At 40.1% G+C, this 23,210-nt stretch carries 26 protein-coding genes; 9 read left to right on the top strand and 17 right to left on the bottom strand.

The window, feature by feature from the left end; translation table 11 throughout:
• Nucleotides 1–26: 26 nt before the first annotated feature.
• Entirely contained in the window at nucleotides 27–3,176 is a 3,150-nt protein-coding gene (locus AC1D0Y_RS17000) for a bifunctional cytochrome P450/NADPH--P450 reductase (RefSeq protein ID WP_060745319.1), read from the bottom strand.
• A gap of 26 nt (nucleotides 3,177–3,202) precedes the next feature.
• Entirely contained in the window at nucleotides 3,203–3,781 is a 579-nt protein-coding gene (locus AC1D0Y_RS16995) for a TetR/AcrR family transcriptional regulator (RefSeq protein ID WP_028409287.1), read from the bottom strand.
• 303 nt (nucleotides 3,782–4,084) lie between these two features.
• Here AC1D0Y_RS16995 and AC1D0Y_RS16990 point away from each other — a divergent pair, with 303 nt between their 5' ends.
• Nucleotides 4,085–4,453, top strand: coding sequence for a nuclear transport factor 2 family protein (locus AC1D0Y_RS16990; RefSeq protein ID WP_060745318.1), 369 nt, complete (start codon nucleotides 4,085–4,087; stop codon nucleotides 4,451–4,453).
• Nucleotides 4,454–4,523: 70 nt separating this feature from the next.
• Here AC1D0Y_RS16990 and cotJC read toward each other — a convergent pair whose 3' ends face one another.
• Genes cotJC through AC1D0Y_RS16975 form a run of 3 tightly spaced genes read right to left on the bottom strand, consistent with a single transcriptional unit; the run spans nucleotide 4,524 to nucleotide 5,620 of the window.
• On the bottom strand, nucleotides 4,524–5,093 hold the full coding sequence (gene cotJC / locus AC1D0Y_RS16985) for a spore coat protein CotJC (RefSeq protein ID WP_013083974.1): 570 nt from the start codon (nucleotides 5,091–5,093) through the stop codon (nucleotides 4,524–4,526).
• Between the two features lie 21 nt (nucleotides 5,094–5,114).
• Complete coding sequence (locus tag AC1D0Y_RS16980) at nucleotides 5,115–5,375, bottom strand: spore coat protein CotJB (RefSeq protein ID WP_028409289.1); 261 nt, start codon at nucleotides 5,373–5,375, stop codon at nucleotides 5,115–5,117.
• Nucleotides 5,372–5,620: a spore coat associated protein CotJA gene (locus AC1D0Y_RS16975; protein WP_013057939.1), complete on the bottom strand. Its 249-nt coding sequence runs from the start codon at nucleotides 5,618–5,620 to the stop codon at nucleotides 5,372–5,374. Before AC1D0Y_RS16975 ends, AC1D0Y_RS16980 begins: the two co-directional genes overlap by 4 nt.
• A gap of 202 nt (nucleotides 5,621–5,822) precedes the next feature.
• On the opposite strand from AC1D0Y_RS16975, the gene AC1D0Y_RS16970 reads away from it, so the two are divergent.
• Nucleotides 5,823–6,185, top strand: a complete 363-nt coding sequence (locus tag AC1D0Y_RS16970) for a hypothetical protein (RefSeq protein WP_013083977.1) — start codon at nucleotides 5,823–5,825, stop codon at nucleotides 6,183–6,185.
• 42 nt (nucleotides 6,186–6,227) lie between these two features.
• On the opposite strand, the gene AC1D0Y_RS16965 is transcribed toward AC1D0Y_RS16970, so the two are convergent.
• From AC1D0Y_RS16965 to AC1D0Y_RS16955, 3 genes are all read right to left on the bottom strand, one after another.
• A complete protein-coding gene (locus AC1D0Y_RS16965) occupies nucleotides 6,228–6,407 on the bottom strand; it encodes a hypothetical protein (protein WP_081085213.1) in 180 nt (59 codons plus the stop codon).
• A 156-nt stretch (nucleotides 6,408–6,563) separates the two neighbouring features.
• The gene (locus AC1D0Y_RS16960; protein ID WP_028409291.1) at nucleotides 6,564–7,193 is read right to left on the bottom strand and encodes a LysE family translocator; all 630 of its coding nucleotides are present in this window, start codon (nucleotides 7,191–7,193) and stop codon (nucleotides 6,564–6,566) included.
• A gap of 27 nt (nucleotides 7,194–7,220) precedes the next feature.
• A complete protein-coding gene (locus tag AC1D0Y_RS16955; RefSeq protein WP_264388136.1) occupies nucleotides 7,221–8,054 on the bottom strand; it encodes an AraC family ligand binding domain-containing protein in 834 nt (277 codons plus the stop codon).
• 222 nt (nucleotides 8,055–8,276) lie between these two features.
• Here AC1D0Y_RS16955 and AC1D0Y_RS16950 point away from each other — a divergent pair, with 222 nt between their 5' ends.
• From AC1D0Y_RS16950 to AC1D0Y_RS16925, 6 genes are all read left to right on the top strand, one after another.
• On the top strand, nucleotides 8,277–9,098 hold the full coding sequence (locus tag AC1D0Y_RS16950; protein WP_060745316.1) for a sensor histidine kinase: 822 nt from the start codon (nucleotides 8,277–8,279) through the stop codon (nucleotides 9,096–9,098).
• The gene (locus tag AC1D0Y_RS16945) at nucleotides 9,099–9,740 is read left to right on the top strand and encodes a response regulator (protein ID WP_013083981.1); all 642 of its coding nucleotides are present in this window, start codon (nucleotides 9,099–9,101) and stop codon (nucleotides 9,738–9,740) included. It abuts the gene before it with no gap.
• A 135-nt stretch (nucleotides 9,741–9,875) separates the two neighbouring features.
• Nucleotides 9,876–11,255 (top strand): PepSY-associated TM helix domain-containing protein, encoded by a 1,380-nt coding sequence (locus AC1D0Y_RS16940; RefSeq protein ID WP_477707807.1) that lies wholly within the window; start codon nucleotides 9,876–9,878, stop codon nucleotides 11,253–11,255.
• Nucleotides 11,256–11,284: 29 nt separating this feature from the next.
• Nucleotides 11,285–11,749 carry a FixH family protein gene (locus AC1D0Y_RS16935; protein WP_060745314.1) on the top strand — a complete coding sequence of 155 codons (465 nt, stop codon included), beginning with the start codon at nucleotides 11,285–11,287 and terminating at the stop codon, nucleotides 11,747–11,749.
• Nucleotides 11,750–11,889: 140 nt separating this feature from the next.
• On the top strand, nucleotides 11,890–12,312 hold the full coding sequence (locus tag AC1D0Y_RS16930; RefSeq protein ID WP_013057949.1) for a NucA/NucB deoxyribonuclease domain-containing protein: 423 nt from the start codon (nucleotides 11,890–11,892) through the stop codon (nucleotides 12,310–12,312).
• A 149-nt stretch (nucleotides 12,313–12,461) separates the two neighbouring features.
• Nucleotides 12,462–12,806 carry a DUF1516 family protein gene (locus AC1D0Y_RS16925; RefSeq protein ID WP_025751033.1) on the top strand — a complete coding sequence of 115 codons (345 nt, stop codon included), beginning with the start codon at nucleotides 12,462–12,464 and terminating at the stop codon, nucleotides 12,804–12,806.
• 40 nt (nucleotides 12,807–12,846) lie between these two features.
• Here AC1D0Y_RS16925 and AC1D0Y_RS16920 read toward each other — a convergent pair whose 3' ends face one another.
• From AC1D0Y_RS16920 to AC1D0Y_RS16910, 3 genes are all read right to left on the bottom strand, one after another.
• Nucleotides 12,847–13,440, bottom strand: coding sequence for a hypothetical protein (locus AC1D0Y_RS16920; protein ID WP_028409296.1), 594 nt, complete (start codon nucleotides 13,438–13,440; stop codon nucleotides 12,847–12,849).
• A gap of 154 nt (nucleotides 13,441–13,594) precedes the next feature.
• The gene (locus AC1D0Y_RS16915) at nucleotides 13,595–14,251 is read right to left on the bottom strand and encodes a TetR/AcrR family transcriptional regulator (protein WP_028409297.1); all 657 of its coding nucleotides are present in this window, start codon (nucleotides 14,249–14,251) and stop codon (nucleotides 13,595–13,597) included.
• Nucleotides 14,252–14,273: 22 nt separating this feature from the next.
• Nucleotides 14,274–15,554 carry a glycosyltransferase gene (locus tag AC1D0Y_RS16910; protein WP_235593555.1) on the bottom strand — a complete coding sequence of 427 codons (1,281 nt, stop codon included), beginning with the start codon at nucleotides 15,552–15,554 and terminating at the stop codon, nucleotides 14,274–14,276.
• 296 nt (nucleotides 15,555–15,850) lie between these two features.
• Here AC1D0Y_RS16910 and AC1D0Y_RS16905 point away from each other — a divergent pair, with 296 nt between their 5' ends.
• Entirely contained in the window at nucleotides 15,851–16,396 is a 546-nt protein-coding gene (locus AC1D0Y_RS16905; RefSeq protein ID WP_060745312.1) for a GNAT family N-acetyltransferase, read from the top strand.
• A gap of 148 nt (nucleotides 16,397–16,544) precedes the next feature.
• On the opposite strand, the gene AC1D0Y_RS16900 is transcribed toward AC1D0Y_RS16905, so the two are convergent.
• The 6 genes from AC1D0Y_RS16900 to AC1D0Y_RS16875 all read right to left on the bottom strand — a co-directional run bounded on the left by AC1D0Y_RS16900 (nucleotide 16,545) and on the right by AC1D0Y_RS16875 (nucleotide 23,065).
• Nucleotides 16,545–17,030 (bottom strand): hypothetical protein, encoded by a 486-nt coding sequence (locus AC1D0Y_RS16900; protein WP_028409300.1) that lies wholly within the window; start codon nucleotides 17,028–17,030, stop codon nucleotides 16,545–16,547.
• A gap of 78 nt (nucleotides 17,031–17,108) precedes the next feature.
• Entirely contained in the window at nucleotides 17,109–17,777 is a 669-nt protein-coding gene (gene fsa / locus AC1D0Y_RS16895; protein WP_060745311.1) for a fructose-6-phosphate aldolase, read from the bottom strand.
• Nucleotides 17,778–17,826: 49 nt separating this feature from the next.
• Nucleotides 17,827–18,720, bottom strand: coding sequence for a phosphogluconate dehydrogenase (NAD(+)-dependent, decarboxylating) (gene gnd, locus AC1D0Y_RS16890; RefSeq protein WP_060745310.1), 894 nt, complete (start codon nucleotides 18,718–18,720; stop codon nucleotides 17,827–17,829).
• 30 nt (nucleotides 18,721–18,750) lie between these two features.
• A complete protein-coding gene (gene tkt, locus AC1D0Y_RS16885) occupies nucleotides 18,751–20,745 on the bottom strand; it encodes a transketolase (RefSeq protein ID WP_060745309.1) in 1,995 nt (664 codons plus the stop codon).
• Nucleotides 20,746–20,773: 28 nt separating this feature from the next.
• Nucleotides 20,774–22,276, bottom strand: coding sequence for a glucose-6-phosphate dehydrogenase (zwf, locus tag AC1D0Y_RS16880; protein ID WP_060745308.1), 1,503 nt, complete (start codon nucleotides 22,274–22,276; stop codon nucleotides 20,774–20,776).
• A gap of 429 nt (nucleotides 22,277–22,705) precedes the next feature.
• The gene (locus AC1D0Y_RS16875) at nucleotides 22,706–23,065 is read right to left on the bottom strand and encodes a hypothetical protein (protein WP_060745307.1); all 360 of its coding nucleotides are present in this window, start codon (nucleotides 23,063–23,065) and stop codon (nucleotides 22,706–22,708) included.
• Nucleotides 23,066–23,210: the final 145 nt, after the last annotated feature.

The raw sequence follows: 23,210 nt of genomic DNA, 5'->3' as shown, positions 1-23,210 counted from the left end.
TATTTGTATCCTAGCCTCTTTTTAATTTACCCAGCCCACACGTCTTTTGCGTATCGGCCTTTTTCTTCTAGCTGCTGCAGCCATAAGCGAGCGTCTGCTTCACTCACTTGGTGAACGTCAGCATAGCTTTTCATAAGCGTTGCTTCAACGTCAGGCGCCATTTGGCTTCCGTCTCCGCAAATATAGAAGTGCGCTCCTTGATCAAGAAGTTCAATCAATTTCTTGCCGTCTTGTTCCATTACGTGCTGAACGTATGTTTTCGGCTGATTTGGCACGCGAGAAAAAGCGGTATGAAGCGTAAGGATGCCTTCATTTTGGGCGTTTTCAAGCTCTTCTTGATACAGGTAGTCTTCATGAGGTGAACGGCAGCCAAAGTATAAATGCGCTTCTCCAAGCGACTGTCCTTGTTCTTTTAACTGCTTGCGAGCCTGCACGAAGCCTCTAAACGGCGCGACGCCTGTTCCCGGTCCGACCATGATAAGCGGCGTTTCAGAATCTTTTGGCAGCGTAAATCCTGACTGCGGTGTGGAAATAAAGCACGTAATCGTATCTCCTTCTTGCAGCTCGGCAAGATAGTTCGACGCAATTCCTTTATATTCTCCATATCCGCTCCACGCTTCTCCTGAGACAACGCTGACTGTGATGCTTGCTTGTTTTTCATCGACACGAGGTGATGAAGAAATTGAGTAATAGCGCGGGCGTATGCTTGGCAGAAGGGCGATAAATTCGCTGAATTCCATTTCACACGCCGGGTATTTTTCAAGCAGTTCAAGCATTGTTAAACGTTTTGCCAGCACTTGTTCTTTGTAGGCTTGCTTTTCAAGCAAGGCTTCAAGCTCTACTTTATGCGGCGGGCAGACCGTTATAGCAGCCATTGCGCGAAGCTGCGTGCGCGTAACAGGATCTTGAAGCTCCACGTATTGCAGAAGCTCTTCTACTGATACTGTTTTAGCGAGTGGCAAATGAGCTAATTTTTCTTCTTCTGCTTCTAGACGGATTTGCTGTGATGCATCTAGGCCGAACCTTGCTGTTACGCGGTTTACTATTCCTTCATAGTTGCGAGGAATAACGCCTAAATGATCTCCTTCTTGATAAGAAGCTTCTTTTGGAAGTTCAATTTCAAGATGACGCGTGCTTCGTGCACTGCCTGGCTGTTGAAGTTCTTTGCTTGCTACGACGTTCGCTGAAAACGCACCGTGCATTTTCGCAAGCGGCATATCCGCGGCGCTGTCGACGAATTGAAGTGAAAGCGTAGATTTATTATCTTCACTGTTTTCAATGTCGAGGTTAAAGTAGGCTGCTACATCACTCCACATATGTTCACGCCATTCTTCATATGTGCCTTCAAAGTCGTCGCTTGCATCTGCTTCACCGCGGTCAGCGATGTTTTCTGCCCCTTTAGCGGCAAGCGTTTCATCGATAAAAGCAGGCACTTTTTGATACGTTGTCGCCCAGTTTTTATCACCGCATCCAAATACGGAATAGCGAACGCCTTTTACTTCATCAGCAGACGCTTGGTCTAACCAGTCGACAAATTGCTTTGCGTTATCAGGCGGGTGTCCGTTATAAGACGCCGTTACAATTAATACAGCTCCTTCGCGGGGAAGATTTCCGGCGTACGAATCAAGGGTAGCGACCTGTGGTGCGAATCCTTTGCTCATTGCAATATCTGCTAAATCACGCGCCGTTCCTTCAGCTGTTCCCATATTTGAACCGTATAGCACAAGCAGCGGCGTATTATGAGCGTTTTCTGCCTTTTTGCGTACTTTTTTAGCAGACTGTTCAGTGCTAGGTGAAGGAATACCACCAAGCGGAATTTGTTTCGATTTTGCTTTTACCACAAAGCCTTCAGGTTTTAATGTTAAAGTTTCTTTAATATCCAGCTCATAGTTTGTATGGTCTTCAAAATCAAAGTGTTTTAGCATCATACCAAGTACAAGCGTTGCTTCATGAAGAGCGAACTGCTGACCGATACACGCGCGCTGCCCGTTTCCAAATGGTTTAAACGCATGCTGCGGAATCGCGCTTGGGTTTTCAAAACGCTCTGGGCGGAACTCTTCTACATCGTCTCCCCAAATCGTTTTATCACGGTGAAGCTGAGGAATCAGAACCATTAGTTCATCGCCTTTTTCTAACGAATATTCTCCTCCAAGCACCGTATCTTCTTTTGCATATAGAGAAAACGCAGGAGCCGTCGGCCATAAACGCAGCGCTTCGTTTAAGACCATGCCCACATATTTAAGCTGTTTGACTTGTTTGTAGGTTGGAACAGGATCTACTAGAACTCGTGCTGCTTCTTCTGCTGCTTTTTGTAATACATGTGGATTTTTCACTAAGAAATACAGCGCAAATGATAACAGACCGCTTGTTGTTTCGTGTCCCGCAATTAAGAACGTAATAATTTGATAGCGAATGTTCTCGTCATCAAGCAGCTCACCTGTTTCTGGATCTTTTCCGTTTAGCATATGCGTTAATAGATCATCGCTTTGTTCACCGCTTGCTTTGCGATCTGCAATAATTTTATCTACTAGGTTGTTCATCACCTTAACATCTTCTTGAAACTGACGCTTATTTTCATCGTAAGCCGGGTCATCCGGATTTGCACGCTGCAGTTTTTTCATCGATTCGTCTAATGCACGGACCATACTTGTAATAAACGGGTGCGGCTGATCGCGATAAAAGCTGTTAAAGCGATAGTTAAAGCCGCAAAGACCGATTGTGTCAAGCGTTAAGCGCGTCATGTCTTCCGGTACTTCAATATGCTCATCTGCATTTAGACGCTCCCACTTTTGAATAAGCTGCACGGCGATATCGACCATCATTGCGTGATAGCCTTTCATTGCCTGCTGGCTAAAGCTTGGAAGTAAGATATTATGCGCTTTTTTCCAGTTTTTCTCATGAGTCCAGCTTGTAAATAAACCGTCTCCTGCAAAATCACGCACAAATTTAAGCGCTTGACTTAAGTTTTTATCGAATCGGGACTCATCGCATGCTTCTTTAATTAGACGCTGACTTGATAAGTAGCGCGTTACACGGCCAGGCGCTTCAAATTTAAAGATTTCCCCTAATTCATCCGCAATTTTCATCAGCGTCTGAAGTGGTTTGTCTGTGTTTAATAACGGTAAGTTTTTAAGCTCTCCAAACGTTTTTGGCTGAGGCATTTCTTTAATTGTCATGTTATCCCTCTTTCATTTGTTAAGTTTCATGATTGTCTGCTAAGTGCTGCCCACAGACTCTCTTCTACACCTGTAAGAAGTTCATCAGTTAAAGATAAGTAGTCATTTTCAATCATTTCATATACTTCCATAAAACTTCCAAATAAAATAGCAATTAGCGCATTTTCAGGAAGATTTCTAATCACACCTTGCTTTTGTCCTTCTCTGAAGAACGTGCAAACAAATTCCACCAGCTTTTGATATGCGAAGCGGCTCTCTTCCGTTAAAAAAGCTCCTTGGCTATGAGTTTTAATAAAACCAAGAGCACGAGGATGATTTTTAGTAAATGTCACCATACCTTCAAAGATATGATGAAACCCATCTCGGTATCCTTCTCTTTCGTTTGCCAGGCCGCTTTCAATGCACTGTAAAAACTCGTTCACATGCTGCTGAAACAGTTCGTTTACAAGGCTTTCTTTATTTTTAAAGTAGCGATAAATTGTTCCTGCTCCTACTTTGGCATTTTCTGCAATCATTGGCATCGTGGTTGCATCAAATCCTCTTTCTGCAAACAGCAGAAGCGAAGCAGAAAAAATCGCTTTTTGTTTTGTTGGAGTAGATTCCACTTTATCACCTCTTTCCAAAAACGGAATGAACGTTCATTCCGCTACAATTACAAGTATAAAAAACTGCATCTTAATAGTAAAAAGATAACTAGAAAAGTGGAAAGAAAAGGTTCTTTCATTCTAATTTTATACCATTTAAAGGTAATTAACCGAGTCTTTCAGAATCTTTTGTGCTTACAGAAAATTAGTCCACTTATCCCCTCTATTAACATAATTTAACACACCTTATTAAGGGCAGAAGTTTAAAGGAAAAGCAACGTGGAAATAGAAAAGAGTTACACAAGGCGTAAAGGAGGATTAAAAATGAATCAAGCAAGAGTTATAGAATACGAAGAAATGCTTCGCTCAGCCATGCTTTCTAATAACGTAGAGCTATTAGAAGAGTTACTTTCAGATGAACTTATTTTTGTGAATCATCTTGGGCAATGGTTGTCAAAAGAGCAAGATATAAATGCTCATCGCTCAAAAAGTTTGGATATAGCGGGTATTGAAGTGTTGGAACAAGAAGTTAAACTGTTTCAAGAACTTGCCGTTACGATTACAAAAATAGCGTTGAATGGGGCACTGGCAACCGGTGAATCGATCGGAGGCGAATACAGCTATACGCGAGTTTGGAAAGATGTTGAAGGGAAATTAAAGGTTGTTTCTTGTCACTGCAGTTCCAGCGTATAATCGACGCTGCCATAATAAAAAACATCCCTCCTTTCGTATGCATTCGCCAAGGGGGATGTTTTTTTACTAGTTAAAAGATTTTCTTCCTGTCTCTGTCATCTTTTAAAATCTCCACGGCCTCGCGGAACCGCTGTGAGTGAACAATCTCTCTTTCTCGTAAAAATCGTAAGCTATCGTTTAAATCAGGATCATCTGATATATCAATTAACCATTGATATGTAGCTCTTGCTTTTTCTTCTGCAGCTATGTCTTCATAAAGATCTGCAATCGGATCTCCTTTTGCCTGTATATAAGTAGCTGTAAACGGAACCCCAGCAGCATTATTGTAATAAAGTGCACTATCATGGTTCACATAGTGTTCTGCTAATCCTGCTGCCTTCAGCTGCTCCGGCGTTGCATCTTTTGTTAGCTTATAAATCATCGTAGCAATCATTTCAAGATGAGCAAACTCTTCTGTCCCGATATCGTTTAGCAGTCCAACCACTTTATCGGGAATTGTATAGCGCTGATTCAAATAACGCAGGGCTGCCGCAAGCTCTCCGTCCGCTCCCCCGTATTGTTCCATTAAATATTTGGCAAGCGTTGGATTACACGTGCTTACTTTCACTGGATACTGCAATTTCTTTTCATACACCCACATATCGTTCCCGCCTTTATCTGCTTATATTTGCCATGGCCAAGGGCTTGTTCCCCAGCTCCACTTTCCGTCGGTATAACTGTTTCCATATTGCTGAAGCGGCCCGTACTTTGTTTCAAAGGTTCTTTTTAACTGCATAGCCTGCTGCGCGTATTCGTTAAACTGCTGCATAGCCTGCTGGTCATTTGGATGGGTATCCAAATACAGCGTTAATTCTACTAGTGCAAAATCAATCGCCTGTATTTCTTCTAAATCCTGATAGTACTCCGGAGGTAGATTTTTCATTCTTCATCCCTCTTCTTATCTTTGTATGGATTTTCATAGTAGTCCCAAAAAGCCGGCCACAGCGTTCCTTTTTTTAGCGCTTCTTTCGGTGAAAACTGCTGCAGATTCGGCGGCTGAAATCCCATGTATAATTGAGGCGGCGTAGAATAATATTTAACTCCTATCGGCCGGCAAGGATCATAGATACTGTGGAAAGGTTGATAGGTCTTAACCGGTGTAAACATCTTTTTTGGATTGTTATCCATGAAAAGTCCTCCTCTAAAAACACACTCTGTTTTATCCTATTCAGCTTTTATCGAGTTCATGAAGGAATTTACTTCGGACTTAGGAACCAAACTTTTATTCGTAAAAAAGGCCTATGTAAAAAACGCTATAATTGCCCAATCCATTTAGGCAACTTTCTCATACTTTATAAAATAGTGATAAAAAAATCGAGGTGATTAAAAAATGGACATTAACTACATGGATTTTTATTTGTACCCGACAAGATTTCCTGGACCTCAACTCCCGCCCGGTCCACCTAGACCACCAGGCGGTTTACCTACACCTAGCCCGCAGCAAGCCCCAACTTCTCCTCCGCCGGCATTTATTCCGGCTCAACAAACGGCAACTCCATTTGCTGTTGACCCAGGAGCCATTTCTCTATGTCTATTCCGCAACACGTTCATATGGCTTAGAAACGGCTCTAGCTTCTGGTATTTTCCTATTTTTGTAGGCCCGCGATCGGTTGCAGGATTTAGATGGAACGGACGTTTTTGGACCATTTTCGGTGTGGATACACGACAAATTGTTTCGTTTACGTGTTTTTAAACGTTAAGAAAAGAAATTGAGACATAGTTAAATCAATACAACCTAAAGACGAGCAAATTGGATACATGAACTAGTATGGGGGGCTTGTGACACCGCTGTGGATTTCCGTGCAAGACTTCGCTTTCCGCGGGCGGCCGGTGAGCCTCCTCGTCGCATACGCTCCTGCGGGGTATCACCTATTCCGCTTTTTCCGCAGGAGTCTTCGCCTTGCCCTCCAATCAACAGCTAGAAATAACTGAATAAATATATGAAAGCTATGTTCATCATACTAATAAAAAAATCCGAACGAGTTTGATTTTCAATCAAGAATCAAACTCGTTCGGATCTTCCTTCAACTAACAATTTTTATACCAGCCTCTTTTTGCTTACTAACTACGATTACACTATTGTTCTTATTCCAAAACCAATCAGCAGCACGCCGCTGCATCGTTGAAAGGCTTTTTGAAACACCGGTTTTTTAAACCATTTTTTCACGTAATCTATTACATACACCAAGATTAAAAACCATCCTACTGCTATAAGCGTCAGAATAAAGCCAAGTATCAGCAGCTGTTGATTTGTGTGTGCATCCAAGTTAATAAACTGCGGCATAAACGTAATATAAACTAATACCGTTTTAGGATTAAGAAAATTACTAAGAGCCCCTTGCATATATGATTCTCTATAGCAGCGATTAGATGAAGACTTTACAGTTTTTGTTTCTTCTGAAATAGCCTTCAATGAGAGCGTATTTTTTGTCAGAAATATTTTGATGCCTAAGTAAAATAAGTACGCTGCCCCTATGTATTTAATCGTGTTAAACAGATACACCGACTGCGCAATAGCAACAGACAAGCCAAGCACAGCAATTAACGTCCAAAACGTGAGGCCTGTAGCCATACCGAGTATGGTAAAACGTCCTGCTTTTGCTCCGTGATGAAGCGTATTTTTCATAATAAGAATTGTATCAGCACCAGGTATCATCGACATAACCAGCGCCATCAGCATGTAAGCAGCTAAATGATCCACAGCTCTTCTCTCCCTTTTAAGCTATTACTAGCATCCTGTTTTCTTTTCACTTTCAAATATTTTCATATATTGTTTTGGCGTTAACCCAACCTGACTTTTAAAAAATTTAGTCAAATGACTTTGATCACTAAATCCCGTTAAAAAAGATACGTCAATCGGTTTTTTTCCTTGCTCTAGCAGCTTTTTAGCCTGATTGATTCGAATTGTTTCCAAGTAGCTGTATGGAGAGATTCCTTTTTGCTTTGTAAAAGAGCGCAGCAGCCGGTATTTGCTCCATCCAATTAGCTGACTTAACTCATCCAGCGTGATTTTGTTTGTATAGTTGTCTTCCAAATAGCTGCAGATCGTTGTAATTTCACGGGACGTGTCAACATCTGACGAAAGAAAAGAAAGATTTGAATGATCCTGCATGAGTTCTTCCAGCAAATATAAAAATAACTCTTCTTTCTTAAACTCCCGTTCACCATTTGAAATTTGCAAATGAAGCTCTTTTAAACTAGAGACAGCATCACTTCTTTGCACCACGCTGCTGTTAAAACGCGGAAGACTTTCACTGCCGTTAATGTCAAAAACAGCTTTTTTCATCACTTCTGGCGTCACGTTAATACAGCGATAATCAAGCGTTTTGCCGTCTATTTGTTCACAGCTATGGACATCATACGGATTAAACAGCAGCAAATCGCCTGGATTAATGATGTATTCTTTGCCTTGGCAAATTAAATGACGCTGACCTTCTTCAATAAATCCAATCACATAATACTCGTGAAAATGAGCAGGAAACTTTTGCATAATCCCTTTAAAACGATAAGCTTCAATATGTAAATCGGCGTCAACGTGCGCCGTGCGAATTTCTTTTACCATCAATGACCCCTCCTTGTCACATACTAAGCTTTTTAACCATACCATTCACTCAAAAATTTTTCTTGTATGATATTGCAGATGAGACTTTTTTCCATTACTTTTATCCGTTCAGCTACCGGTGGTACTAATCACCCTTAAGAGTGATTTCTCTTCTTTCCTCTAGTAATTTTCCGCTCAAATGATAAAATATAGACACATTTTATGGACGAAAGAAGGGATACCGTGAAATATAGACAAATTAAATGGCTGATTTTGCTTCTTCCAACTCTGACCATCGCTCTTTGGGAGTATGTTCGTCATGCCTTTTTGCTCCCTTACATCTCAATGGATATGGGAAATGTGCTTTCTCCGCTCCTTGTCTTTTTTGTAACGCTTGTGTTTGTCCGCTATTTATTTTCTATTTTAGAAAAAATGCAAGAGGAACTAAGACAAGAAAAAGAAAAGAAAGCAGCACTTATTGAACGTGAAAAATTAGCTCGTGAACTGCATGACGGCATTGCGCAGTCGCTGTTTCTCCTATCTGTTAAAATGAACAAGTTCGGAAGAAAAAATAAATTAGAACAGGATCCTGACTTTATCCGGATGAAACAAACTCTTCAGCATGTCCATGACGATACGCGTCAAGCGATTACGAATTTAAAGCACTCTCCGTCTGACTCTTCCGAAAGCTGGACTGAAAGCATTCATCAATACGTCGATGATTTAACACATACTCATTTACTAGATGTAAACCTAGATTGGAGACTGTCAGAAACAACGCTGTCGAGGAAAGAAAAAAACGAGCTGTTTGCTTGTGTAAAGGAAGCGGCTATGAATGTAATCAAACATGCAAAAACGAATAAAATCTGGATTACAGCCACTGAAACGGCCGGGGGATGGATTTGTGAAATTATAGATTTCGGTACAGGTTTTACGTCCGACTCTCTCAAGTCCGGTCTTGGTTTGCAAATTATGAAAGATCGTGCGAAGGACATGAACTGGGACTTTTCCATTGAGCGAAAACAGAACCAAACCATTGTTAGCATTAAAAAGGGGGTTATGTAAATGCAGCCGTTTCGTATTTTGATTGTAGATGATCATGCCCATGCGAGAGAAGGCATTCGCGATATTTTAGAAGAATATGAAGATTTTATTATTGTTGGCGAAGGAACCAACGGGCAAGAAGCCATTGAACTGACCGAAAAATTAATGCCCGATATCGTACTAATGGATATTGGAATGCCTGTGATGGACGGTTTAGAAGCAACTAAACAAATTAAGCTTCAGTTTCCGTACGTTAAAATTGTGGTTATCACGGTTTCAGACGATATTACGGATTTATTTGATGCGCTGAAAAAAGGCGCACAGGGCTATTTATTAAAAAACCTGCAGTCTGAAGTGTGGTACGACTATTTGCGTGCGTTCGCTTTAGATGAAGTTCCTATGTCAAAAGAAATTGCGTTTCAAATTTTAAAAGAGTTTCCGCAAGAAACATCGATAAAAAAACCCGACACTCCCCTTTCTGCACGAGAGCTTGAAGTACTTCAATTAGTGGCTAAAGGACTGTCAAACCGCGATATCTCCGCGCAGTTATTTATTTCTGAACACACGGTAAAAAGCCATTTGAAAAATATTTTAAGCAAGCTTCATTTAGAAAACCGCGTGCAGCTGACAAGCTATGCGTTTCAAAACGGCTTAATGAACTAACAGCTTTCACGAGCTGTTTTTTTTATCAGCACCTTTCTCTTATAAGTCCCAACAATCACTCTCAGGAGTGATGGCTATTTCTCCCTTTCCTTCTATAATAAAAGCACGCTAGTTAGTAAAAAGGAGGAAAAAACGATGCAGGAAAAGCGCGAAGAAACAGCGAGTACAACTAAAAAAAGCACAGCGCGTTCTCAAGGTCTATACAAAGCCATATGGCGCTGGCACTTTTATGCGGGCTTAGTGTTTACTCCGTTTCTTCTTATATTAGCTGTTACTGGAGGCGTGTATTTGTTCAAGCCTCAAATTGAAGAAAGACTGTACCACGACTTGTATCATGTTCAAGCTCAATCACAGTCTACATCCCCTTCAGCACAAGTGCAGGCTGTAAAGGAAAAGTATCCAGGCGCTGACGTGTTGACGTATAAGCCCAGTGAGCGCTCCACTCGTTCTTCAGAAGTAGGAATCTCATTAAAAGACCATACATATACGATTTTTGTTAATCCTCACAATGGTCACATTGTAGGAAAACTGGATGATTCGAGTCGCTTAATGAATCAAATTGAAGAATTTCACGGAGAGCTAATGGCAGGAACAGCGGGTGATCGTATCGTAGAACTTGCGGCCTGCTGGGCGATTGTCTTAATTGTAACCGGTGCTTTTTTATGGTGGCCGCGCAAAAAAGACAAAATAAAAGGCGTGCTGATTCCTCGTTTTTCAAAAGGTAAAAACGTGCTTACACGAGACCTTCATGCGGTACCGGCCTTTTGGATTTCAGCTGGTATGCTTTTTCTCGTACTAACGGGCCTTCCGTGGTCAGGACTGTGGGGCAATGCGTTTCAGCAAATCGCCACAAACGCAGGCGTTGGGTACCCTCCTTCTATTTGGGTAGGCAGTGCACCTACTTCAACCGTGCAAACAAAAGATGTAGCGGACGTGCCTTGGGGAGCTGAAACCCTAGAAGTTCCAAACTCCACAGCTTCGCAATATACAAAAGTATCGCTTGATGACATTGTAGATATGGCAAAAGAACAGCATATGCACGACGGCTATACCATTTCTATTCCGCAAGAACCTCAAGGCGTGTATACGCTCTCTGTATTTTCACCAAGAGCTCAGGATGAAGCAACCATTCACCTTGATCAATACACCGGCGCTGTGTTAGCCGATTATCGGTACGACAACTATGGATTTATGGGAAAATTGATTGCACTTGGTATTACGCTTCATAAAGGTACACAGTTTGGGTTTATAAATCAGCTTATGGGCCTCATTGTTTGTATCGGAATTGCTGGTATTGCTATCAGCGGAGCCTTACTGTGGTGGAAACGAAAACCAGCTAAAAACATAGGCGCTCCTAAAGTTCCTGAAGGAAATGCAATGCGCATTGTGACGTGTATAATCGTGGTGTTTGGTCTCGTCTTTCCTTTAGTCGGACTGTCCTTAGTTATCGTGTGGCTTTTAGATTTCTTTGTCATCAAACGAATTCCAGCATTGAAGCGGTTTTTAAACGCATGATGCATGAAACGATGTGAGGTGCAGTAACAATGAACAAATGGAAAATGTCCGGACTAGTCATACTCAGTACGATTTTACTTTCCGCGTGCTCTGTAAACAGTAACGCAGACAAGCTCTACAAGCAGCCAAAGCCTCTGTCTGCGCATGTGATGCTTCCTGAAACTATAAAACCACGGAGCACACAGGTACTAGAAGTGCACGTAATGCAAGAAAATAAAACGGTGGATGATGCCAAAAGCGTTCAGTTTAAAGTGTGGAAAAAAGATGCTCCCGGTAAAGTTGAAATAGTAAAAGCGCATTATGACGGCAGTATGTATAAAGCCAAAGCAACCTTTAAAGAGGATGGTATTTATTATATTAAAACCGATATTGACGCGCGCGGTGAACACATCCTTCCTACTCAGCAAGTCGCAGTAGGCGAATTATCGAAAGAAGAATTACGTTCACTGCAGCCAGCTGAAAACGAAACGCATCATCATCACTCTCATCATTAGACATAAGCTCACGTTCAGCGGCTGTACGTGAGCTTATATTTTTCTTATGAATTTTGACTAGTTCCATTATATGTTTTTACATTTTTTTCTTATTACTTTAAAATAAAAGTGATAAACGTTTTATAAAGGAGTTTTACAGATTGAAAAAAATTGTTTCTGGTATTTTAATTTTAGTATTAGCCGTTATTGTTATGATTGAAGGAAATCCGTTAGAGCAGAACTCTTCAACGAATACCTCCTACGATGAAGTAATTACCTTCCCTGCTGATCGTTACCCTGAAACTGCAGCGCATATTCAACATGCAATCGATAAAGGAAAATCGGCTGTTTGTACAATCGACCGAGACGGGGCTGAGGAAAACCGCCGTGAGTCTTTAAAAGGTATTCCGACTAAAAGCGGCTATGACCGAGATGAGTTTCCGATGGCCTTTTGTGAAGAAGGCGGAAGCGGTGCTGATATTGAATATGTAAAGCCTTCAGACAACCGAGGCGCCGGGTCTTGGATCTCCCATCAAGTAGACGAGTTTCCTGACGGTACGAAGGTTTTAATTGAAGTGAAGTAAAAAGAATGGTCGTGATGACCTTTCTTTTTTTATATTAAAAGTCTATAAAAAATGAAAAATTGCTCTTGCCTAAAGATACTCTTCACTTTTAAAATAAAAACGTGTGTGTTACATATATGCATCATCGTTTTATAGGAGGAATGAGTTTCTTGGACAATCTATGGCAGCAGCTACTCCCTGCCTCATGGCAATTAACTTTATTTATTTTCTTTTTTGTTTATATCTTGCGCTACAAACAAGAGAATAAATTCAGCATGCAGCTTCACTTGCTGCTTAAGTTTCTTTATGCCGTTATTTTGATTTTAAATGCGGTGTTGTTTTTAGTGGAAAGTCAGCGCGATTTTCTTTTTTATGCAACGCTTTTCATGAGTATCCTGACAATTATTTTGATGGAGTTCACGCTTTCTGCAAAAAAACAGAACGAGCTTGATTTTATTTCAGCCGTTTCTTGCTGTGTTCTTCCGATTTTTATTTCTTTACTTGAACTTAGTTAATGAAACAAAGGCCTCTGGTGATTCAGAGGCCTTTTTGATGTTATTGATCTTTGTTGTTACGGTCCATCATATCTTTTGGATCTTCTACAATATCTTCTGGATCACGGTTGTTGTCTTTTTCATCATCTCGATACATCTTGTCATTTTTATCTACGCCAGGTACGTTATTGTTGTTGTTCATATTGTCTAAGCCCGTGTTTACAAACGCCACGTATACTTTGTCGATTTTACTATCTGCTTCTCTTACGCGGTCTGCAATTTTTTGCTCAAAATCAGTTGAAACTTCATGATAAGTATCCCCGTTATACGTTACGGTGTTCACCTTGCCGTTATCATTGTTGTCCGCTGCGTCATTTCCAGCTAGGTCTACCGTTACATACGCGTTATTATTATCGCGAAGCACATATGCATCGTCAACTTCCTTCATATCTTCTACATTTTGTGCTGCTTCAACTGACTTGGTCGGTTGATCAGTGTTATCCATTGGGATATTGTTATCAACTCCGTCGTTTGTAGAAGTGTTGCGTAAGTCATTTTGAGTATTGTCCATTGCGTTATTGTCTTTATTTCCTCCACATGCAGCTAAGCCTGAAAGAAAAAGAACTGAAGAAGCAATGATAAGCCCTTTTTTCATTTTTTCCATCTCCTTAAATATAGTTTGCAGTCGTATTATGCTTAATTTTTGCAAAACTATTCAAAGGAGACGAAGAAGTGAAAAAACCTTTTTAAAAAATATACTTAACGCTGCTAACAATATTATAAGATACATTTTAATATTACAGCTGTACTTATTCTCCTAATAGCTTTCGAACGGCTATTGAAAGCGTATTGACATGCCGTTCTACGTTTGCCGCCTCAGCAACTTGTTTCTTTTCATCGACGTTGTAAACCGGCGCTGGATTTTGTGTAATTCCGTTGATCGCTGTAGCCATAAAAGCCAGCAGATCATCTGTTGGTACAGCCGGAGAGAAATTCTTTACTTCTATTTGCTGCGTAATAAAGTCGTGAAGCTTTTTTTGAATATATTTAAGGTTAGAGACTTCAACTAGCTGATCTTCAATTTTCATAAAACGCTGAGGGTCTTTTGAATACAACGCTACTAGTTCAAAGTAAATTTCTCCTCCTGCTGTCATCGATTCTTGGATATGCTCTCCAATATACATAATAAAATCATGCAACATTTCAAAGGAATCTTTTTTTGTCTGAAGTAGGGCTTCAATTTTATCTTTTACTTTATAGCTGACGCTTTCTTGATTAAGAAGTCCAACAAATACTTCATCAAGGTTTGAAAAATATTTGTACACGCCTCCCTGACTCATTCCAGCTTCCAAAACGATATCTCGCATGGCTACATCATGCACCGGTTTGCTTCTGCATACTCTTTTGGCTGCTTCTAAAATCTCTTGCTTCTTTTTTTCAGCGTATCCTTCCCTTACTTTTGGCATTTTTTCACGCTCGCTTACTTTTTTATTTATTTTCGAATGTCTCGAGTGCATCAATAATAACCTGAGCTGCTTTTTCAGCTCCTTTTTCAGCTCGGATTTGTTTTCCGATTTCTTGTGCTTTGGATCGAATTTCATTAACTTGCGTACAGGAAATGGCTGCGGATAATTTTTCAGCCGTCAATTCTTTTCTCGGAATGGCTTTTGCTCCAGCTCCTAGCTCGTGAATTTTTCTTCCCCAAGCGAATTGGTCATTTCCATAAGGAACAATAATACTTGGAACACCAGCTCGGAGGCCTTCGGCTGTTGTTCCTGCTCCTCCATGATGAACAACGGCAGACATTTTAGGAAACAGCCACTCATGAGGAATATCTTTTACAAATAAAATGTCTTCTGCTATCTCTTCCGTGTGATTCATTCCGCTTCCTCCTGTATTGATGATACCTCGTTTCCCGGCAATTTTTAAGGCTTTAATCACTAAAGCAGTCGTTTCGCCTGCGTTTTTCTTATCACCAACACTTCCAAATCCAATATAAACTGGCGGTTCTCCAGCCTTTAAAAACCTTTCCAGCTTCTCTTCCGGCTGATAGCTATGGTCACTGTCCATAAACCAATTTCCGTAGGAATGAACGTGTTCAGGCCAATCTTTAGATACGGAAAATACAGTGGGACTTGACGAAATAATGGTTGGGTTAGCTGCTGTACGCTGCTTTGGATATGGACATGAAAAATCGTTAGGTCCTGTTCCATGCTGCTGAACCCAATATTTTTTTAAAGGACCATTTACTACTTTCCAAAATCCCCATTCAAAAATACGATGCGTCAGCTTATTATATATTTTTCCAAATCGTGGTCGATCATAAAAAATTAAAGCTGGATAGTCTTTTGTTGGTGTCATTGGAAAAGGGCTGGCTAGAATGCTTGGTATATTCATCTCTTTAGCAGCAAAGTAACCAATTGCCGCGCCTGGATGATATACAATTGCATCGGCTCCTTTGCATGCTTTGTGCAAATCTTCTTGTATATTCATCATCATACCCATCATCTTTTCATTTTTTAAGCTTGAAAAAAATTTGAGAGGATTGTCTGCATTAATCGCGTCGTCTGCTGCTCCGCTCTCTATAATTTTAGAAACATCTCCTCGAAGCATGGCATATTCGAATCCATACGATTTTATGAAGTTTTGATAAGCTTCTGAAGCCGCAATTCGTACACGGTATCCTTTCTTTTTTAGCTCTAATCCTAAAGCCATAAAAGGCTGGGTGTCTCCCCGCGTTCCCGTTGTTAACATCGTAATAAGCATCATTTCAGCCTCCTTATATTAAAACGACAATGTCGTCGTTTTAATATAATGTAACCTCTTGGAATTGATTCGTCAATGTAAAAACAACAATTATGTCGTTTTTATTACTATCCTTTATTTTCTTAAGGTGCTTTTTGTAAGGATTGCTGCTTTTAATTATAGCAAGGGAAAATTTCCTTTTTATAGTATTGTATAAAGAAAGGCTTATTCAGCTAACGGGCAGTCATATTGAATAAGATAGGGTTTATTTATCCTTAAATAAAATATTTTCAAAACATCATAAAAGGAAGTGTGTACTATTGGGCAGTGAAAGTAAACTCATTATTTCTCCATTAAATAATGACTTAATAGAGGATATCAATATGACAAATGATTATTTTAAGCTATATGGCAGAGTTGTCCCCAGTTTACAATCAGGAAGGTGGTCTTATAAAGAAGTTCTTTTTGATGAAGCTAGAGAAACACGTTTTCCAGATGACAAACTTGATTGGAGCCAATATATAAACCGAGAGGATAAAGCTTTGTTTTTAGCTTATATGAATAATACTTGCATAGGACAGATTAGAATCATTAAGGATTGGAATCGCTTCTGTTATATTGAAAACATTGCTACTAAAAAAGACTATAGAGGCAGCGGAGTTGGAAAGTTTCTCTTAAATAAAGCAGAAGAGTGGGCAAAACAAAGAAAACTTATAGGAATGTCCTTGGAAGCACAAGATGATAATCTTGGTGCATGCAGATTTTATGTAAAACAAGGATTCATACTAGGTGGAGTTGACACACTAAAGCAGTCATATAATCCTACTATTGGAACCACTTTATACTGGTATAAGTTATTCAAGTAACGGGGGCTTTAGCGAAATAAGTAATAGAGTCGTTTTAACATAGGAATTTTAAAGAGTTAAATAGTTGAAACTGAAAAAAAGATGCTTCGCGTTTTAAACGAAGCATCTTTTTCAAGTGCAGCTATGAATGCCTACCTACTTTTTTAGGTTAAACTGATCGTGAGGCAGCTAATTTCTCAATCGGGGCTTGTTCAATGTCTGCTGCTGAAATATTCAGCAGCTTTTCTAAAACAGCCGTTATGCCCTCATTTGTCTTATTACTTTTCTTGCATTCATTAATATGCTGATTTAATTGTTTTTTATAAGCCTCTGTATGAATGAGCCACTGACTTAAAAGCTCTTTTGTCGCCTTTCTTTCTTCTTCGCTTTTAGCTCCAAATAAGCTTTCCATATCAGGTTCTTGAATAATTAGCTTACTAAAATCTTCGCTTACTGCAAGCCAAAAATAGTTCTTTTCGTACTCGTAATATCTGTGTTCTTTTAATAAAAAGTAGCCAATTTCAAATTCAATGCGATAGAGCGGCTGGTTAACTTTCGGCGCATGAAGGCTTTTAAAGTTAATATGTTCTACATCATCTACATAAACCTCTGAACCGTATTGGGTTTTAATCATCTTAGCATCTACTGTATTCATGGTGTTTACCTCTTTAAGGATATTATGAGAGAACGGGTGCATTCTTTTTCTAGAATGCGCACGTTCTTTATCTTTTACTTAATTTTGAACAGCATTTTTCCAATCAGCCGCAAATTTTTCGATTCCTTGTTCGGTTAAAGGATGTTTAACAAGCTGCTCGATTACTGAATATGGAATCGTTGCAATATGAGCTCCGGCAAGGGCTACGCGTGTAACGTGATCCGGATGTCTTACAGAAGCCGCAATGATTTGAGAGTCAATATTTTGAATGCGGAACAACTCGGCAATTTTAGCCACAAGCTGTACGCCGTCTTCTGAAATATCATCAAGGCGACCAAGGAATGGAGATACATATGTTGCACCTGCACGAGCTGCTAAAAGCGCTTGGTTCACAGTGAAAATAAGCGTTACGTTTGTTTTTACACCTTTTTTAGCAAGGTAGCGAGTCGCTTCTAATCCAGCGATTGTCATTGGAAGCTTAATCGTAATATTTCGATCCCCGCCATTAATTTTAATTAGTTCTTCTGCTTGCACAATCATGTCTTCTGCTGTTTGGGCATCCGGCGTCACTTCTGCTGAAACGGATTCTACTTCTGGAACAGTTTTTAAAATTTCTTCAATACGATCTTCAAACTTTACGCCTTCTTTTGCAACAAGAGAAGGGTTTGTTGTGACGCCAGATAAAACGCCCACTTTGTATGCTTTTTTAATATCGTCAAGGTTTGCAGTATCAATAAAAAATTTCATTTTTTCATTCCTCCATTAGTTTTTTTTACTATACCCACTATTTTACTTGTTATTTCTTTTCCACAGCATGACCGCCAAACTCATTTCGAAGTGCGGAAACTACCTTTCCTGTAAAGGTATCATCTTCAAGCGAGCGATAGCGCATCAGTAAAGACATTGCAATAACCGGCGTAGCTGTTTGAAGGTCTAGAGCGGTTTCTACCGTCCATTTCCCTTCACCAGAAGAGTTCATAACTCCTTTGATGTCATCTAGCTTAGCATCTTTAGAGAATGCATTTTCTGTTAATTCCATTAGCCATGAACGAATAACAGATCCATTGTTCCATACTCTCGCTACTTTTTCGTAATCATAGTTAAATTGGCTTTTTTCAAGAACTTCAAATCCTTCTCCGATTGCAGCCATCATGCCGTATTCAATGCCGTTATGAACCATTTTTAAAAAGTGGCCGCTGCCTGCTTCACCAGCGTATAGATATCCGTTTTCTACTGCTGTATCGCGGAAGATAGGTTCAACAATTTCCCACGCTTCACGATCTCCGCCAATCATATAACAAGCTCCGTTACGAGCGCCTTCCATTCCGCCAGATGTTCCAACGTCCATAAAGCGGATTTTGTTTTCTTTTAACTCGTTATAGCGTCGAATAGACTCTTTGTAATGAGAGTTTCCAGCTTCAATTACGATATCTCCTTCAGCTAAAAGGGGCTTCACTTCACTAATAACAGAATCAACAACCGTATGAGGAACCATCAGCCATACAACTCTTGGTGTTTCTAGTGACTGAACAAGCTCCTGCAAGCTTGATACTCCTGAAGCACCGTACTCTTTCATTTGTTCCACTGCGTTTGAATTTACGTCAAATGCTACAACGTTATGACGCTGATCCAATAAGTTTTGTCCTAAGTTAATCCCCATTTTCCCTAAACCAACTAATCCTACTTTCATGTGAACAGCTCCTTCTATTTATCTTCTTATTTAAGCCTTTAGTAATTCTTTTGCTTGTGCCACTACGTTTTCTTCTGTAAATCCAAACAGCTTCATCACATCAGCTCCCGTTCCTGAAGCACCGAATGTGTCAATAGCTAACACTTTTCCTTTTGGTCCTACAAAGCGTTCCCAGCCAAGTGAAATTCCCATTTCTAGAGAGATTCGTTTTGAAACAGATTCAGGCAAGATGCGCTCTTGATAATCTTTTGACTGCTTGTTAAACAGCTCCCAGCTAGGCATTGCTACAACACGTACAGATATACCTTCACGCTCTAGCTGAGTTTTAGCACTGACCGCTAGTGCTACTTCAGAACCTGTAGCGATAAAAATCAGCTCCGGCTTATCGTTTGTTTCGGTTAATACGTAAGCTCCTTTAGCTAGGTCGTTGATATTTTGTTTTGTTTCTTCAAACACAGGCAAGTTTTGACGGCTAAGCACTAAGGCTACAGGACCTTCCGCTTGCTGAAGCGCATAAGCCCAAGCGCTAGCTGTTTCGTTTGCATCAGACGGACGGATTACGGTAAGCCCTGGAATTGCACGAAGAGAAGCTAAATGTTCAACGGGCTCATGAGTCGGTCCATCTTCTCCTACTGCTATGGAATCATGAGTAAACACATACGTGACCGGCAGCTTTTGCAGTGCAGCCAAACGAATCGCTGGACGCAAGTAATCATTAAAAACAAAGAATGTGCTGACAAACGGCTTCACACCGCCGTGAAGGGCCATTCCATTTCCGGCCGCTCCCATTGCATGTTCACGTACGCCGAAATAAATATTTCGATTTACGAAATATCCTGGTGCGTAAGGGCCTTCTTCTTTAATGTCCGTCATCGTGGAATGCGATAAATCAGCGCTGCCTCCAAAAATAGATGGCACAGATTTAGTGAAATAATTAATAGCTTCTCCGCTTGCAACACGAGTCGAAATCGCTTTTTCTGATGAGAATGTTAAAATATCATTCACTTCAATTAACGCTTCGCCTGTGATAGCACGCTCTAATTCATCAGCGAGCATAGGGTATTCTTTTTGGTAAGAAGCAAACAGCTCGTTCCACTCTGCTTCTGCTTTCATTCCTTTTTCTTCTAGCTTTTCAAAATGGGCTTTTACTTCTTCTGGAACATAGAAGTTTTCTTCAGCTTTCCAGCCGTAGGCTTGCTTTGTTGCTTTTGCTTCTTCTTCTCCAAGCGGATTACCGTGTGCTTTATTTGTTCCCGCTACTTTTGGACTTCCGTAGCCAATAATTGTTCTCACTTCAATAAGCGTTGGCTGCTCGGTGTTCTGCTTCGCTTTTTCGATGGCTTTTGTGACTTCATCTACGTTATTTCCATCTTCTACACGCAAATAATGCCAGTTTGCAGATTCCGCTCTTTTTTGGATATTTTCACTAAACGAAAGATTTAATTCCCCGTCTAACGAAATATCGTTGGAGTCATATAAAGCGATAAGTTTACCAAGCTTCATATGGCCAGCCATGGACATTGCTTCATAAGAAATGCCTTCCATCAAGTCACCATCGCCTACTAACGTATACGTATAGTGATCAATGACTGGGAATTTTGACTGGTTAAATTTTGCCGCTAAATGAGCTTCTGCCATTGCTATTCCGACTGCATTTGCAATCCCTTGACCTAAAGGACCTGTTGTGGCTTCCACGCCGTCCGTATGGCCAAATTCAGGATGTCCCGGTGTTTTACTGTTTAGCTTGCGAAAGCTTTTTAGATCTTCTACTGATACATTGTATCCGCTTAAATGAAGCATGCTATACAGCAAGCTTGAGCCATGACCGGCTGATAAGATAAAACGATCTCGGTTAAACCAGCTTGAATTTGCCGGATTGTGCTGTAAGTGATTCGCCCATAGCGCATAGGTCATCGGAGCCGCTCCCATCGGAAGCCCGGGGTGGCCTGAATTGGCTGCGTTCACCGCATCAATTGACAGGGTGCGAATCGTATTAACTGCAAGTGTGTCTATGTTGGTACTCATGTGTCATCCTTCTTTCGCTTTGTTTGTATTAAACTGGCTGCACTTCGCGTGATTGACTTGCTGTTTCTTCATCCAGCCACCATTTAAAACCGTCTTTTTCTAAAAGTGCATGTGATGCATCAGGGCCGTGTGAACCAGCAGCATATTTATAAAGCGGCACTGTATTTTCCTCAAATGCTTCAAGAAGCGGCTGAACCCATTCCCAAGCTAGCTCTACTTCTTTCCAATGAGCAAAAAATGTAGAATCTCCGGCGCATGCATCTGCAATAAGACGCTCATATGCTTCCGGTGCTCCTTCTTGCTGACCTGAAAAATTAATTTGTACAGGCTCAATATGACCATGATTAAATGGATTTTTGCTGTTCAACTGCAGCGTAATATTTTCATGCGGGTTAATTTCAATGATCAACAGATTTGGAGATGTTGTTTCTCCTTTGTCTAAGTACAACTCTTTTAACGAGTCTTTGAATTCAATAACAATTCGCGTCGCTTTTTCAGCCATTCTTTTCCCTGTACGAATGTAGAAAGGAACGCCTTTCCAAAGCGAATTATCGATATATAGTCTGGCTGCTAAAAACGTGTCCGTCTGCGAAGATGGTGATACGCCGGGCTCATTTACGTAGCTCTCCACTGAAGAGCCGTTTATTTTTCCGGCCTCATATTGACCGCGAATAACGTCTAGATCCATATCTTCTTTTACAAGCGGACGAAGTGCTTTTAACACATTTATTTTTTCGTTTCGAATATCATCAGCGCTAATGCGGGCCGGTAAGTGCATAGCCGTCATCATCAGCATTTGCAGCATATGATTTTGAACCATATCTCGAATGGCTCCCGAATGGTCATAATAGCTTGCTCTTTCCTCTACCCCGACCGTTTCACTTGCTGTAATTTGTATATTCGCAATATGTTCGTTATTCCATAATGATTGAAGAATAGGATTAGCGAATTCCAGCGCTTCTAAATTTTGCACCATCGACTTGCCAAGATAGTGGTCAATGCGGTAAATCTCTTTTTCTTTAAACGCTTTGCTCAAGTTTTCGTTTAATTGTCGAGCTGACTGTAGATCATGGCCAAACGGTTTTTCAATAATTAACCGTTTCCAACCTTTTGTAGCACCTAAGCCACTATCTTTAATATGCTCGGCGATCGTACCGAAAAATTCTGGGGCAACGGAGAGATAAAACATTCGGTTGCTTGGAATGTTTAGTTCTGCTTCTCGTGCTTCTACTAGATTTAACAGACTTTTATAGTCTTCAGCATTCGTTGCATCCAATTGACTGTAGCGAAAAGCTGAAAGAAAATGCTGCATAAGAGATGAATCTTTTTCGACGCGACGTGAAAAAGTATGAATAGATTCTTCTACTTTTTTCTGAAAATCTGCATCGGACATCTCCTTTCTGCCTAGTCCTACAACAGAAATTGATTTAGGGATTTTCCCGTCTACAAATAAATTATAGAGTGCAGGATAAATTTTGCGTTTCGCTAAATCACCTGTTGAACCGAATAAAACAAAAGTCATCGCTTCCATATCTCTTCCTCCTGTTAGGAAAAATATAATCTTTAAAAGTAACTTTTCTTTCACTCGTTACTTTATGTAACATATCTTATTCCTGAAATATTTTTTCGTCAAGATATTAAACTCGTAAAAAATCATTTCAGTTTTCTTTTTTTCTTTAAACCTTATAGCAGCTTATCTCGGTTCGTTTATGGAAAAATAATGAAAATGCTTTTCGGTTGAATTTAAAAAATAAAGCTGATTTAATGGATTTGATAGAATTGTATGAAAGTAAAAACATACATACTATTTACATATGTGTCAGGTGAAAGTTTCAAAAGGTGGAAGTAATATGAAAGTTCAACGAATGAAGATCTATCTGTTTTTCGCATAAAAAAATCGCAAAACACTTTAAGGGAGAAAGAAAGTTTGTCCTCTTTCTTTTAAGCTGCACGCACGCCTTTAATGCGTGGCTACAGCAAGAAGTGCAAGCATCATATAGAGGTTAAAGACAGCCAGTAAAACAAGAACGGTATAGACTAGTGTTTTACCTTTTTTGCCTAAAAAGTAGATATTTATCAAACTAAAATACACGCCTGCTGCGCATAAAACGAATGCAAGAAATTCCTTGCACTCACTCGGCTTCATTTGAAAATCTGGATTATAATAAATTCCGAGGTTGTTACTAATAGCGAACGGAACAGTCCACCATCTGATTAAAACCCCTACAAACATAAATATTCCGATTACATTTAGCGTAAATTGCAGCGTTCTCTCCTTTTTCACGCTTCTTTTTGTAGATTCTTTAAAGTTTGCCCGCATGCATTTCCCCCCTGATGTTTTTAACACAGTAACTGATTTGAGCAGACCTATATAAACGTTCCTTCTTTTAATTTTATACACGCTAGATCTCACAAATGACATGATTGAACATAAGAAAAGCTTCTTCCATTCAAAAAGGAAGAAG

The organism is Priestia sp. P1_B12_1 (genome assembly GCF_056406695.1).
The sequence above is the reverse complement of the archived record's forward strand: the minus strand, read 5'-3'. Positions and strand labels throughout refer to the sequence as shown.

Bases quoted from the DNA above. Each gene is read 5' to 3' on its own strand.
- AC1D0Y_RS17000 (WP_060745319.1), bottom strand. From the start codon at position 3,176: ATGACAATTAAAGAAATGCCTCAGCCAAAAACGTTTGGAGAGCTTAAA.
- AC1D0Y_RS16990 (WP_060745318.1), top strand. From the start codon at position 4,085: ATGAATCAAGCAAGAGTTATAGAATACGAAGAAATGCTTCGCTCAGCC.
- cotJC (WP_013083974.1), bottom strand. From the start codon at position 5,093: ATGTGGGTGTATGAAAAGAAATTGCAGTATCCAGTGAAAGTAAGCACG.
- AC1D0Y_RS16980 (WP_028409289.1), bottom strand. From the start codon at position 5,375: ATGAAAAATCTACCTCCGGAGTACTATCAGGATTTAGAAGAAATACAG.
- AC1D0Y_RS16975 (WP_013057939.1), bottom strand. From the start codon at position 5,620: ATGGATAACAATCCAAAAAAGATGTTTACACCGGTTAAGACCTATCAA.
- AC1D0Y_RS16970 (WP_013083977.1), top strand. From the start codon at position 5,823: ATGGACATTAACTACATGGATTTTTATTTGTACCCGACAAGATTTCCT.
- AC1D0Y_RS16955 (WP_264388136.1), bottom strand. From the start codon at position 8,054: ATGGTAAAAGAAATTCGCACGGCGCACGTTGACGCCGATTTACATATT.
- AC1D0Y_RS16945 (WP_013083981.1), top strand. From the start codon at position 9,099: ATGCAGCCGTTTCGTATTTTGATTGTAGATGATCATGCCCATGCGAGA.
- AC1D0Y_RS16940 (WP_477707807.1), top strand. From the start codon at position 9,876: ATGCAGGAAAAGCGCGAAGAAACAGCGAGTACAACTAAAAAAAGCACA.
- AC1D0Y_RS16935 (WP_060745314.1), top strand. From the start codon at position 11,285: ATGAACAAATGGAAAATGTCCGGACTAGTCATACTCAGTACGATTTTA.
- AC1D0Y_RS16920 (WP_028409296.1), bottom strand. From the start codon at position 13,440: ATGAAAAAAGGGCTTATCATTGCTTCTTCAGTTCTTTTTCTTTCAGGC.
- AC1D0Y_RS16915 (WP_028409297.1), bottom strand. From the start codon at position 14,251: ATGCCAAAAGTAAGGGAAGGATACGCTGAAAAAAAGAAGCAAGAGATT.
- AC1D0Y_RS16910 (WP_235593555.1), bottom strand. From the start codon at position 15,554: ATGATGCTTATTACGATGTTAACAACGGGAACGCGGGGAGACACCCAG.
- AC1D0Y_RS16900 (WP_028409300.1), bottom strand. From the start codon at position 17,030: ATGAATACAGTAGATGCTAAGATGATTAAAACCCAATACGGTTCAGAG.
- fsa (WP_060745311.1), bottom strand. From the start codon at position 17,777: ATGAAATTTTTTATTGATACTGCAAACCTTGACGATATTAAAAAAGCA.
- gnd (WP_060745310.1), bottom strand. From the start codon at position 18,720: ATGAAAGTAGGATTAGTTGGTTTAGGGAAAATGGGGATTAACTTAGGA.
- tkt (WP_060745309.1), bottom strand. From the start codon at position 20,745: ATGAGTACCAACATAGACACACTTGCAGTTAATACGATTCGCACCCTG.
- zwf (WP_060745308.1), bottom strand. From the start codon at position 22,276: ATGGAAGCGATGACTTTTGTTTTATTCGGTTCAACAGGTGATTTAGCG.
- AC1D0Y_RS16875 (WP_060745307.1), bottom strand. From the start codon at position 23,065: ATGCGGGCAAACTTTAAAGAATCTACAAAAAGAAGCGTGAAAAAGGAG.